Origin of the sequence: Oscillibacter sp. CU971, assembly GCF_905219725.1 — a bacterium.
GTDB lineage: Bacteria > Bacillota > Clostridia > Oscillospirales > Oscillospiraceae > Oscillibacter.
The window spans coordinates 1-12,707 of the sequence record NZ_CAJMXG010000076.1 but is presented as its reverse complement, the minus strand read 5'-3'; the positions used below and the strand labels follow the sequence as shown (position 1 = coordinate 12,707).

The following is a 12,707-nucleotide window of genomic DNA, read 5'->3' as shown; positions in this document are numbered from 1 at the left end:
CCTCAGTGGGGACGGGCTCCTCAGCGGGGGCGGCCTCTCCCTCGGAAACCTCCAGGGCCCGGCGGGTGTCGCTGTGGATGGGCCAGGTCTGGCCGGTGATGGTGGCATAGATGCGCAGATACTCCCTGGCGCTGCGGGCCCAGCTGAAATCGCAGGACATGGCCCGCTGGCGGAGCCGTCCGAAGACGTCGGGATAGTCCTTATATAGGTACACGGCCTCCCGGATAACATGGAGCATGTCGCCGCTGGAGTAGTTGGCGAAGGAGAAGCCGTTTCCGGCGTCCCGCCAGGACTCGCAGGGCTGGACGGTATCCTTCAAGCCGCCGGTCTCCCGGACGATGGGCACGGTNCCGTAGCGCATGGCGATCATTTGGCTCAGGCCGCAGGGCTCGCTCTTGGAGGGCATGAGGAAGAGGTCCGCGCCGGCGTAAATGGCCATGGACAGATCTTCGTTATAGTCCATGCGGACGGACATCCGGCCGGGATACTGCTGGGCGGCCCAGCCGAAGAAGTCCTCATACCGCTGGTCGCCGGTGCCCAGGACCACCAGCTGCATGGGGAGCTCCATCATATCGTGGAGCACCTCGCAGATCAGGTCCAGGCCTTTGTGGGAGANCAGGCGNCTCACCATAGCCACAATGGGGGTATGGGGCTCCTCCCGCAGGCCCACCATCCGCTGGAGCTCGGCTTTGCAGGCGTCTTTGCCTTCCATATCCTCGAGGGAGAAATTCTTCAGAATGCGCCCGTCGGTCCGGGGGTCGTAGAGCTTCATGTCGATGCCGTTCAACACGCCGGAGAGCTTGTTGGAGCACTGGCGCATGATGCCCTCCATCCGGTGGGCAAAGTAGGGCATTTTCAGCTCGTTGGCGTAGGTGGGGGAGACGGCGTTAACCGCGTCGGCGCAGAGGATGGCGCCCTTGAGGAGGTTGGCGTCCCCGTCCAGCAGCATGGTGCCGTCCTTGGCCCAGCCGGCGTCCAGGCCGAAGAGCTCGCCCAGGACGTAGGGGTTGTACCGGCCCTGATACTCGATGTTGTGGATGGTGACCACGGTCTTGATGGAGCGGTAGCGGTCTTCCCGCACACCGTCGTCCTTCAGGTAGATGGGGACCAGGGCGGACTGCCAGTCGTTGCAGTGGACCACCTCGGGCCAGAATTTGAAGTGGTCCAGCATCCGCACCACGGCCCGGGAAAAGAAAGCGAAGCGCTCGCCGTCGTCGGCCTGGCCGTAGAGGGAGCCCCGGTTGAAGTACTGCTCGTTGTCCAGGAAGTACCAGGTCACGCCGTCCTTCTCCAGGGAGAAGAGGCCGCAGTATTTGTGCCGCCAGGCCAGGTCTACGTAGTCGTAGCACTCGAATTTCAGCTCGTTTCCGAAGCGCTCCCGGACCCGCTGGTAGAGGGGCAGGACCACGGCCACCTCGGCGCCCTGCTCCGCCAGGGCGGGGGGAAGGGAACCGGCCACGTCGGCGAGGCCGCCGGTTTTACAGAAGGGGACCGCTTCGCTGGTCACATACAAGATTTTCATACACGTACTCCTTTTCATATCGGCCCCGGCGCGGGCCGGAGGCACGAGACTTTGGAAGGGATCGGCGGCTGAAACGCCGCCGGAAAAGCGCTGCCCTTATTATACCAAATTGTGGGGCCGGGGTCAATCCGGCCTTTCAATCATAAAAGGGGGACGAGGCCGCCCCCCTTTTATGAAACTTTATACCTTGCTGCCCTTGGCCAGGACAATGGGATAGGTGACATGACCCNTCAGCGTCCGGNCGGGAAGGACCTCGACATCCTTGTCGGCAATGATATAGCTCAGCTGCGCGTCCTTGCGGACAATGGAGTCCTTGAAAATCACGCAGTTGCGCACCACCGCGCCGGCCTCCACGGTAACGCCGGGGAAGAGAATGGAGTTTTCTACCACGCCCTCGATGGAGCAGCCGTCGCCGAACAGAGAGTTGACGCACTTTCCGCCGGAGCCGATGTAGGTAGAGCTGAGGTCCGCGTTCTTGGCCCGGACGGGGCGCTGCGCGCAGAACAGATCCGCCCGGATGGCGGGGTCCAGCAGCTGCATGCTGCGGTCGTAATACTCCTGGACGGAACGAATTTGGGCGGCGTAGCCCTTCCAGATATAGCTCTGGATGTTCAGCTGGTCCTTCCGGGCCTGGAGCACGTCCCCCCGCCAGCTGAGCTGGTCCTTAGCGGCGCAGTCGTCCACCAGCTCCAGCAGCAGCTTCTTGGAGACCACGTAGGTTCCCAGCCCCCGGAGGCCCCGGGGAGTGTGGGGGCTGACAAAGACCTCGGCGACCCGGCCGCCCTCTCCCACCTGGAAGTAGGTGCCGTCCTCGGTCATGAAGCTGTCGTTGGCGCAGACCACGGTGATGTCCGCCCCGGATTTCAGATGGTTTTCATACACGTCGCTCAGGGGCAGGTTGGCCACCAGATCGCCGTCCATCATGACTACATAGTCCTGGCGGATTTCTTCCAGATAAGTCCGCACGGCGGTCAGGGCCTCGATATGGCCCCGGTAGGGCATGGCGCCCCACTCGCCCTTATAGTTAAAGGGGGGCAGAAGGCGCAGGCCGCCCCGCTTGCGGCTCAGGTCCCAGTCCTTGCCGGTGCCCAGGTGGTCCAGCAGGCTCTGGTAGTGGCCGTGGAGAATGATGCCCACGTCGNTGGCCCCGGCGTTCACCAGGCCGCTGAGGGCGAAGTCCACCGNCCGGAACCTTCCGCCGAAGGGAATGGAGGCGGAGGAGCGGATGGAACCCAGCTCCTGGAGGTTGCCGCGGCGCTCATAGGTGAAAATAATTCCGTGCAGTCCGTTCATTTGGACACCTCCTCACCGTTGCGGTTCAGCATGATACCCGCTTTGGCGTCTTTGCCCTCAGGCAGCTGGCAGCCCGGGGCCAGCACCGTCAGGCCCCAGCCCTCCGGCGTATTTTCCGGCGTGCCGCCCACGCGGCAGCCCGGGCCGATCTTGCAGCCCTCGCCCAGGATGGCGTACTCCACCACCGCGCCGGGGGCCACTTCCACGTTGGGGAAGAGAACGGAATAGCGCACCGCCGCGCCCTCGCCCACGGTGACGTTCTGGGAGAGGACGGAGTTCTCCACCACGCCCTCCAGCACGCTGCCCCGGTTCACGGCGCTGTGGGCCACCGCGGAGTTCTCGCCCAGGAAGGCGGGCGGAGCGCTGACGGAGCGGGCGTAGATGGGCCAGGAGCGGTCCCGCAGGTCCAGACCGGACTCGGGGGCCAGCATGTCCATATTGGCGTCCCAAAGGGATTCCAGGGTGCCCACGTCCTTCCAGNAGCCGGCAAAGCGGTAGGCGGCCATGCGCTCATTGTTCGCCAGCATGGAGGGGATGATGTTCTTTCCGAAGTCGTTTTCGGACCCTTCCGTGTTCTCATCGTCGATGAGGTACTGCCGCAGGGTCTTCCAGGAGAATACGTAAATGCCCATGGAAGCCAGGTTGCTCTTGGGCTCCTTGGGTTTTTCGGCGAACTCGGTGATCATGTCGTNCCCGTCCACGCTCATGATGCCGAGGCGGGGCGCCTCGGCCCAGGGCACCTCCATGACGGAGNTGGTGCAGGCGGCGTTTGCCGCCTTGTGGCGGGCCAGCATGTCGGAATAGTCCATCTTGTAGATGTGGTCGCCGGAGAGGATGACCAGGTACTCGGGGTCGTGCATATCGATGAAGCCCAGGTTCTGATAGATGGCGTTGGCGGTGCCCTTGTACCAGGTGCCGCCCTTGGCCCCCTGGTAGGGAGGCAGGATGTGGACGCCGCCGGTGGACCCGTCCAGGTCCCAGGGCTGGCCGCTGCCGATATAGCTGTTCAGCTCCAGGGGGCGGTACTGGGTCAGCACGCCCACGGTGTCGATGCCGGAATTGGTGCAGTTGGAGAGGGGGAAGTCGATGATGCGGTACTTGCCGCCGAAGGGAACGGCGGGCTTTGCCATGTCTCCGGTGAGGACATAAAGGCGGCTGCCCTGTCCTCCGGCCAGCAGCATGGCAATGCATTCTTTCTTCATGTCTCTTTCAGCTCCTTTGCCTGTTTTTTCGCTCTGGGCTTTCTTGCGGGTTTTTCAGCGCTGCCCTCCTTGGGGGCCTTCTCCGCCTTGGCGGAGGATTTGACGGTTTTNACCAGGGCCTTGGCGGAGGCCTTCACGGTTTTCCCCGCGGCCTTGGAAACCTTCTCCACCGCTTTCACGGCCTTGGGGGCCTTGGGCTCCTTGACGGCCTTGGGCTTGGGGAAGGTCCCCTCGCCCCGGAGGAACACCGCGCCGAAGGCGGGGATGCGGATGGCGGCGGAGTACTCCTTGCCGTGGGAGGGGGCGGCCTCCACGGGGACGGGCTCCGTGTCGCCGAAGCCGTCGCCGCCGTATTCCGCCGCGTCGGTATTGAAGACGGGGGTATACTGCTTGTGGGCGGGGACGCCCATGCGGTATCCCTCGTAAGTATTGGGGGAGAAGTTGACGGCGCAGAGGAGGTCCCGGCCCTTTTTATCCTTGCGGAGGAAGACCACCACGTTGTTGTGGTTGTCGTCNACCACCAGCNACTCGAAGCCCTCCCAGCTGAAGTNAATCTCCCACAGGGCGGGCTCCTTCTTGTAGAAGTCGTTGGCCTCCTTGAAGAAGCGGTGGATCTTTTGGTTCNCCTCGTTCTCCAGCAGATACCAGTCCAGGGACTCCTTGTCGTTCCACTCGTGCCACTGGCCCAGCTCCGCGCCCATGAAGAGAAGCTTCTTGCCCGGGTGGGCCAGCAGGTAGGCGTAGAAGCCCCGGGTGCAGCGGAGCTGGTTCGTGTAGTCCCCGGGCATCTTTCCCACCACGGAGCCCTTCATGTGGACCACNTCGTCGTGGGAGGTGNGCAGCACGAAGTTCTCGGAGAAGGCGTACATCATGGAGAAGGTGATGTCCTTATGGTGATCCTGGCGGAACCAGGGGTCCAGCTTCAGATAGTGGCACATGTCGTTCATCCAGCCCATGTTCCACTTGAGGTTGAAGCCGAGGCCGCCGATGTCGGCGGGGCGGCTGACCATGGGCCAGGCGGTGGATTCCTCGGCGATCATCATGACGCCGGGCTTCACGGAAAAGGCCATGGCGTTGAGCTCCCGGAGGAAGTCGATGGCCTCCAGGTTTTCGTGCCCGCCGTACTTGTTGGGGGTCCAGGCCCCGCCCTGGCGGCTGTAATCGAGGTAGAGCATGGAAGCCACCGCGTCCACGCGCAGGCCGTCGATGTGGCACTCCTCCAGCNAGAAGCGTGNGGAGGAGAAGANGAAGCTCTTTACCTCGGGCCGTCCGTAGTCGAAGACCCGGGTGCCCCAGGAGGCGTGCTCCCACTTGTTGGGGTCGCTGTACTCATAGCAGCAGCCGCCGTCGAACTCATAGAGCCCGTGGGCGTCCTTGCAGAAGTGGGCGGGGACCCAGTCCAGGATAACGGCGATGCCGTTTTTGTGCATGTGGTTTACGAACCAGAGGAAGTCCTTGGGGGTGCCGTACCGGGAGGTGGGGGCGAAGTAGCCGGTGCACTGATAGCCCCAGGAGCCGTCGAAGGGATGCTCCAGCACGGGCAGCAGCTCAATGGCGGTATAGCCCATCTCCTTGACGTAGGCGGCCAGCTCTTTGGCCATGTCCTTGTAATCGTAAAAATCCCCGTTGGGCCGCTTCTTCCAGGAGCCCAGATGGACCTCGTAGATGTTCAGGGGGGACTCGTAGACCTGGTGCTTTTCCTGCTTGGCCAGGAAGGCGGCGTCGGTCCACTTGAAGTCCTCAATGTCATAGAGCTTTCCGGCGGTGGCGGGGCGGGTTTCGCAGTGGAAGGCGTAGGGGTCCGTCTTCAGCCGGACCTCCCCGTCGGGGCCGGTGACGGCGTACTTGTAGGACGTGTATTCCCCAAGGCCGGGGATGAAGCCCTCCCAGATCTCGCCGTCCCGGGTCAGGGGGTGGACGCCGTCTGTCCAGCTGTTGAAGTCGCCCACGACGCAGACGCTTTGGGCGTGCGGGGCCCAGACCCGGAAGGTCCAGCCTTCCGCGCCGTTTTTCTTATCGGGGTGGGAGCCGAACCAGCGCCAGCCGTCCGTCAGGGTTCCGGCGTGGAAGCGTTCGGCGTAATCGTGTTTTGCCATAGTCAACCTCCGTGCATAGCCGCGGGACCTCTCCAAACCCGCAGCTGCCGCTTATAGGCGAGCGGCCCGCCGATTTCCCGGGCGCCCCTCCGGGACGCCCCGCCCACCGTCCAGACGCGGCGGGCTGTGTCTCAAGCAATCGATTAGTTATTCTGGAATATTATACTTCTTTTGAAAAATAGCGTCAAGGACGGTCCTGTCGAAAAAACCGGCCGTCTTTTAGCAGGTTCCCCCAAATCTGTTTCAAGATTCACAATAATTTTTGGTGACCTTCGGCAAAATGTTCAAAAGATGGAAGGGAAAAATGGGGAAGTGTGCTAATAAAAAATGGCGGGATGTTGATTTTGCCGCCGGTCTGCGGTATGATAGCAAAATAATCCAATGTTTTCAGGAGGTTCTCCATGCTCCAGTTTCTGACGGCCCTGCGCTTCGACGGTTTCCCCCTCTGGGTGGTGCTGCTGATCTGTCTGGGCGTGTTCCTGGCGTCCTTCATGGACGCCATCGCCGGCGGCGGCGGCATCCTCTCCGTGCCCACCCATCTGATCGCCTTCGGCAGCCTCCCCGCGCCCTACGCCTTGGGGACCAACAAGGTTTCCGCCGCCATCGGCACCTGCTTTTCCACCGCCCGGTTTATCAAAAACGGGTATGTGGACTGGAGGCTCTTCGGGCCCTCCATCCTCTTCTCCCTGACGGGGTCCGTTGCGGGCACCTGGCTCCAGCACCGGACGCCGGACGCGGTCTTGAAGTACATGCTTTTGCTGGTGCTGCCGGTGGTGGCCTTCATCNCCCTGCGGAACCGGGAGTGGCCCGACGAGCCGGGGGAGATCAGCCGCCGGAGGCAGATTGCCATCGTCTGGGCCGCGGCATTCGTCATTGGCGGCTACGGCGGGTACTACGGCCCCGGCACGGGGACCTTCCTGATGATTATGTTCATCCGCCTGGCGAAGCTGGACACCCGCCACNCGGCGGGAGGCGTNAAGGTGATCAACCTCTCTNCCAACATCGGCAGCCTGGTGACGCAGATGGCTTCGGGCTATGTATTCTGGGGCGTGGGGCTCATCGCCTCCGTGGCCTCCATCGCGGGACACTACATCGGCTCCGGCCTGGCCATCAAAAACGGCAGCCGGATCGTCCGCCCGACGGTCATTGTCGTGCTGATCCTGCTGACGGTGAAGGTGGGCAGCGAGCTGCTGTTCCCGGACTTTTGGGGCTAGCCGCGTTTTGNGNGAAACGGAACCCANNGANGGCGCGGGNGNTTTNGCAATCCGGTGAATAACCGGGCCGAAGCGGCGGCGAAGACTGACTTTAAGGATGGACGTTTATGAAAAAGACCATTGGCATTCTGGGGGGCATGGGCCCCATGGCCACGGNGGACCTGTTCCGAAAAATCACGGCCCTCACCGGCGCCGGCCGGGACAATGACCATATCCGGATCTACATAGACAGCAACGCCTCCATCCCCGACCGCACCGCCGCCATCCTGGAGGGCGGGGAGGACCCCGTCCCCGCCATGGCGGACGCCCTGCGGCACCTGGAGCTCTGCGGGGCGGACTGCGTGATCATGCCCTGCAACACCGCCCACTACTTCCTTCCCCGGCTGGAGCCCTTGACGAAGCTGCCCTTCCTCAGCATGATCCAGGCGGCGGCGAACGCCTGCCGGGATCGGTTTCCGGGGAGGACGGTTGGAATTTTGGCCACAACCGGCACCCTTTCGGCGGGGCTGTACCAGGAGGCCCTGGCGGGCCGGGGCGTGCCCTTCCTGGTCCCGGACGAGGGGGAGCGGGCGCGGCTGATGGAGGTCATCTATCAAGGCGTGAAGGCCGGGGCCCCGCCGGAGGCGTACCGGGAGGTGTTCCTCTCCGTCACAGAGGGCATGGCGGGCCGTGGCGCGGCGTGCTTCCTCCTGGCCTGCACGGAGCTGCCCCTGGCGNCCCGGGAGCTGGGGCTGGACCTCCCCTGCGCGGACCCCACGGAGGAGCTGGCGAAAGCCGCCATCCGCTTCTGCGGCTATTCCGTGCGGGGCGAGTAAACCGAATACAAGAGGGCGGATGTCTGGCGATATTGTCAGACATCCGCTTTTCGTTCACGATTTTNTCATAACTATTTCACAATTTTTCTATTTTCCCTTTACATTTGCGGGCACTTTTGGTATAATGTAGCTAATTTGGAGAGGATTCCCGGCAGGACATTTGTCCAAAACACAGACGGACCGCCTGGAGGGCCCCAAAGATTTTATTTTTATGAGGTGAGTGTATGAAGAAGAAAAACAACCTGCCTGTGCGGATACTGATTGCGCTTGTCGCCGGTATCGCGGTGGGCCTGGTCTGCTACTTCGCCGGTTTGGCGGACTTTACCGCGACGTATCTGAAGCCCTTCGGCGACATCTTCGTGAATCTTTTGAAGTTNATCGTCGTGCCCGTGGTGCTGCTGAGCATGATCGACGGCATCCTCTCCATGGGCGACATGAAGCAGGTGGGCTCCGTGGGTGTGAAGACGGTGGCCTACTTCCTCTGCACCACCGCCATCGCCTGCGTCATCGGCCTGGTCTTCGCCAACATCTTCATGGGCGCGGGCCTGTTCCCGGACCTCTCTGCGGAGCTGGGCGCGGCGGAGTACGAGCCCAAGGCCTTCAACGGCTTTATGTCCGTGCTGGTGGACATCTTCCCCAGCAACATGTGGGGCGCGTTTGTCAACGCCAACATGCTCCAGGTCATTGTGGTCTCCCTGTTTTTCGGCGGGGCCATTATGATGGCGGGCGAGAAGGGCAAGCTCTGCCGGGATCTGGTGGGCTCTATGTATGCCGTCATTGAGCAGCTGATGGAGTTTGTCATTTCCCTGTCTCCCATCGGCGTGTTCACCTATATGGCGTGGGTCACCGCTANCCAGGGCGCGGCCATTCTGGGCTCTCTCTTCCTGGTCATTCTCTGCGCGTACATCGGCTACGTTGTCCACGCCGTGCTGGTCTACTCCCTGTCTGCGCAGATAGTCGTGGGCATGAGCCCCATGAAGTTCTTCAAGGGCGCTTTTGCGGCTATGATTTTCGCCTTCACCTCCACGTCCTCCGCGGCCACCCTGCCGGTTTCCAAGGAGTGCGCCCATGAGCTGGGAGCCAAGGACGACATCGCCGCCTTCGTCCTGCCCCTGGGCTCCACCATCAATATGGACGGCACGGCCATTTACCAGTGCGTGGCCACGGTGTTCATCGCCTCCTNCGCGGGCATCCACCTGACCATCGGCCAGATGGTCATTGTGGTGGTAACCGCCACCCTGGCCTCCATCGGCACCGCCGGCGTCTCCGGCGCGGGCATGATCATGCTGGCCATGGTGNTGGAGACCTTGGGTATCCCCGTGGCCTACATCGGCCTCATCGTGGCGGTGGACCGGCTCTTCGACATGGGCCGCACCTGCCTGAACGTCACCGGCGACATCGCCTGCTCCCTCTGCGTCAGCAAGTGGCAGGAGAAGAAATGACAGTTTAGCCCGCCCNGNAATCNGCNAAGCTGAAGCGGCGGCGGAACTTCCGCCGGGGGACCCGTTTTGGGTCCCCCGGTTTTTTTTGAGAAAATTTTCAGCTTTGTGGGATATCATGGACCCCTGAGGGATATCCCTTACAGAAGGGCCCTTCCAAACCAACCCAAAAGGAGGTGAGACGCGTTGACGGACCAGCGATTCCACGAGGCCGTGGAGCTCTATGGCGACATGGTGTTCCGGCTGGCGTACAGTTACCTGAAAAACCGGGCGGACGCCGAGGACGTGATGCAGGAGTCCCTGCTGAAGCTCTACGTGGAGCCCAGGGAGTTCGAGTCGCCGGACCACGAGAAGCGCTGGCTTCTCCGGGTGGCGGCCAACGAGTGCAAGAAGCTCCTCCGCTCCCCCTGGCGGCGGCGGACCGATCCCCTGGACGAGGCGGAGGAGGCCGCGGTCTTCGACCGGCCCGCCCAGTCGGAGCTGTTCCGGCAGGTGATGGCCCTGNCCCCCAAGTACCGGGCGGCGGTGTACCTTTACTACTACGAAGGCTACTCCGTGAAGGAGGCCGGCGAGCTGCTGGGGGCCAAGGCGTCCACTGTCCAGACCTGGCTCATGCGGGCCAGAGGGCAATTGAAAANCAAACTGACGGAGGCGGAAGCCTGATGATGGACGAAAGACTGTATCGTGAGACCTTCTCCCGGCTCCGGGCNTCCGGCGAGGCGAAGAAGGAGGTCCTTGTAAAAATGAACGAGATGAATAAAAAGACCATGCGGCGGCCGCTGAAGGCCCTGCGGGCGGTGGCCATGGCCGCCGTGCTGACCCTGGNTCTGGCGGTCAGCGCCAACGCCGCCACCAACGGCGAACTGTTTGAGAACATGCGCATCATCTTCCAGGACGATTCCCGTATCGTGCTGGAAAACGACGCGGGAGCACGGNTGGAGGTCACNGGCGTCTTTGCGGACNCNCAGCTCGAGGACGGCAAGCTGATTCTGACCGTGGACAATGCGGAGTTTGACATCACCGACGAAATCGCGGAAAACGGCGTCTATACCGGGACGGTGAAGACCGCCGGAGGCGAGGACGTGGGCGTGACGGTTACCGGCACCCTGGAGGACTGCGAGGTTCAGCTTTCCTCCCATGACGGGGACACGGATTACAACGTAGCAACGGAGAGATCCGCCTCTGCGGAAACCTATACCAGCGTCATCACGACCACCATCGAGGATTAAGCGAAAAACCGCCGGAGGGATTTCCCTCCGGCGGTTCCGTTTTATTTCTTAAAGCTGTCCTTCAAGCTGACGCTCCGGTTGAACACCAGGTGGCCCGGCGCGCTGTCCTTGCTGTCCAGGCAGAAGTAGCCCTGCCGCAGGAACTGGAAATTCGCCGGGGCCTTCGCCTCCGCCAGGGAGGACTCCACCTTGCAGCCCGCCAGNACCTCCAGGGAGTTGGGATTCAGGCACTCGATGAAATCCTTGTCGGCGGCGTCGGGATTCTCGTCGGAAAAGAGATTGTCGTACAGCCGGACCTCCGCGTCCACGGCGGTGGCGGCGTCCACCCAATCGATGGTGGCGCCTTTGACCTTCCGCCCGTCGGCGGGGTCGCCGCCCCGGCTCTCCGGGTCGTACTCGCAGAGGATTTCCGTCACGTTCCCCGCCTCGTCCTTCACGCAGCCGGTGCAGCGGATGAGATAGGCTCCCTTGAGACGGCACTCCGGGCCGCCGGGATAGAGCCGCTTGTACNTNGGCACGGGGGTTTCCAGGAAGTCGTCGGCCTCCACCCAGAGGCTGCGGGAGAAGGGAACCTCCCGGGTTCCGGCGGCGGGGTCTACGGGGTTATTTTCCACGGTGACGGCTTCCGTCTTCTCCTCGGGGTAATTGGTGATGGTGAGCTTCACGGGCCGGAGCACCGCCATGACCCGCTCCGCCGTGGCGTTCAGGTCCTCCCGGAGGCAGTGCTCCAAAAAGCCGTACTCCACCACGTTGGCGGACTTGGCCACGCCGATGCGCTCGCAGAAATTGCGGATGGNTTTGGGGGTGTAGCCCCGGCGGCGGAGGCCGCAGAGGGTGGGCATCCGGGGGTCGTCCCAGCCGGAGACCCGGCCCTCCTCCACCAGGCGGCGGAGCTTGCGCTTGCTCATGACCGTGTGGTCGATTCCCAGGCGGGCGAACTCGATCTGCCTGGGCTTTGCGGGCAGGTCGCAGTTCTCCACCACCCAGTTGTACAAAGGCCGGTGGGCCTCAAATTCCAGGGAGCAGAGGGAGTGGGTGATGCCCTCCAGGGCGTCCTGGATGGGGTGGGCGAAGTCGTACATGGGGTAGATGCACCACGTATTCCCGTGGCGGTGGTGGGGCAGGTGGTTAATCCGGTAGAGCACCGGGTCCCGCATGTTGAAGTTGCCGCTGTTCAGGTCGATCTTGGCCCGGAGGGTCATGGCCCCGTCGGGGAACTCTCCACTCCGCATCCGGCGGAAAAGGTCCAGGCTTTCCTCTATGGGCCGGTCCCGGTAGGGACTCCGGGCGGGGACGCCCACGCCGCCCCGGTACTCCTTGAACTCCTCCGGGGTCAGCTGGCAGACATAGGCCAGGCCTTTTTTGATGAGGCCCTCTGCCTGGCGGTAGTCCTCCTCAAAGTAGTCGGAGCCGAAGAAGAAGCGGTCCCCCCAGTCGAAGCCCAGCCAGTGGATGTCCTCCTGGATGGCCTCCACAAACTCCTCGTCCTCCTTGGTGGGGTTTGTGTCGTCCATGCGGAGGTTGCAGAGCCCGCCGTATTTCTNGNNGGNGCCTAAGTCGANGGTCAGGGCCTTGCAGTGGCCGATGTGGAGATAGCCGTTGGGCTCCGGAGGAAAGCGGGTGTGGACCGTCATGCCCTCGAACTGCCCGCCGGGGGCCACGTCTTCCTCAATGAACGCGTGAATGAAATTCCGGCTTTCCAGCTNCGGCGCTTTGATTTCGTCCGCCATAGCGAANTCCTCCCAATGTAAATAAAATGACAATTTATTATACAGGACGGAAGGTGGGATTGCAAGGGGGATTTTTGCGGCCCTCCCGGCGGGCAAGTTGTATATTGAAAATGGACAGTCGGACAAGCCATGTCCGGCTGTTTTTTCAGCCCTGCCCGAATGCGGTC

Annotated in this window: 9 protein-coding genes; 4 read left to right on the top strand and 5 right to left on the bottom strand. The window is 62.6% G+C overall.

Features of this window, described 5'->3' with window-relative positions:
* The 4 genes from glgA to glgB all read right to left on the bottom strand — a co-directional run.
* Window positions 1-1,522: glycogen synthase GlgA (gene glgA, locus JX325_RS07260; RefSeq protein WP_204790485.1), on the bottom strand; the 1,522-nt coding region annotated here is incomplete at its 3' end.
* A 180-nt stretch (window positions 1,523-1,702) separates the two neighbouring features.
* Complete coding sequence (glgD, locus tag JX325_RS07255) at window positions 1,703-2,815, bottom strand: glucose-1-phosphate adenylyltransferase subunit GlgD (RefSeq protein ID WP_204790484.1); 1,113 nt, start codon at window positions 2,813-2,815, stop codon at window positions 1,703-1,705.
* On the bottom strand, window positions 2,812-4,017 hold the full coding sequence (locus tag JX325_RS07250) for a glucose-1-phosphate adenylyltransferase (protein WP_204790483.1): 1,206 nt from the start codon (window positions 4,015-4,017) through the stop codon (window positions 2,812-2,814). The genes glgD and JX325_RS07250 overlap by 4 nt, the downstream gene beginning before the upstream one ends.
* On the bottom strand, window positions 4,014-6,113 hold the full coding sequence (gene glgB / locus JX325_RS07245; RefSeq protein WP_204790482.1) for a 1,4-alpha-glucan branching protein GlgB: 2,100 nt from the start codon (window positions 6,111-6,113) through the stop codon (window positions 4,014-4,016). The genes JX325_RS07250 and glgB overlap by 4 nt, the downstream gene beginning before the upstream one ends.
* 401 nt (window positions 6,114-6,514) lie before the next feature.
* Between glgB and JX325_RS07240 the strand changes: the two genes are divergently transcribed.
* From JX325_RS07240 to JX325_RS07225, 4 genes are all read left to right on the top strand, one after another.
* Window positions 6,515-7,327 carry a sulfite exporter TauE/SafE family protein gene (locus tag JX325_RS07240; RefSeq protein ID WP_204790481.1) on the top strand — a complete coding sequence of 271 codons (813 nt, stop codon included), beginning with the start codon at window positions 6,515-6,517 and terminating at the stop codon, window positions 7,325-7,327.
* A 107-nt stretch (window positions 7,328-7,434) separates the two neighbouring features.
* Entirely contained in the window at window positions 7,435-8,142 is a 708-nt protein-coding gene (locus tag JX325_RS07235) for an aspartate/glutamate racemase family protein (protein WP_204790480.1), read from the top strand.
* A gap of 224 nt (window positions 8,143-8,366) precedes the next feature.
* Window positions 8,367-9,584 (top strand): dicarboxylate/amino acid:cation symporter, encoded by a 1,218-nt coding sequence (locus JX325_RS07230; protein WP_204790479.1) that lies wholly within the window; start codon window positions 8,367-8,369, stop codon window positions 9,582-9,584.
* 183 nt (window positions 9,585-9,767) lie between these two features.
* Window positions 9,768-10,244: an RNA polymerase sigma factor gene (locus JX325_RS07225; protein ID WP_204790478.1), complete on the top strand. Its 477-nt coding sequence runs from the start codon at window positions 9,768-9,770 to the stop codon at window positions 10,242-10,244.
* A gap of 607 nt (window positions 10,245-10,851) precedes the next feature.
* Here the strand turns inward: JX325_RS07225 and JX325_RS07220 are convergent.
* Window positions 10,852-12,540, bottom strand: coding sequence for a glutamine--tRNA ligase/YqeY domain fusion protein (locus tag JX325_RS07220; protein ID WP_204790477.1), 1,689 nt, complete (start codon window positions 12,538-12,540; stop codon window positions 10,852-10,854).
* Between the last annotated feature and the right edge of the window lie 167 nt (window positions 12,541-12,707).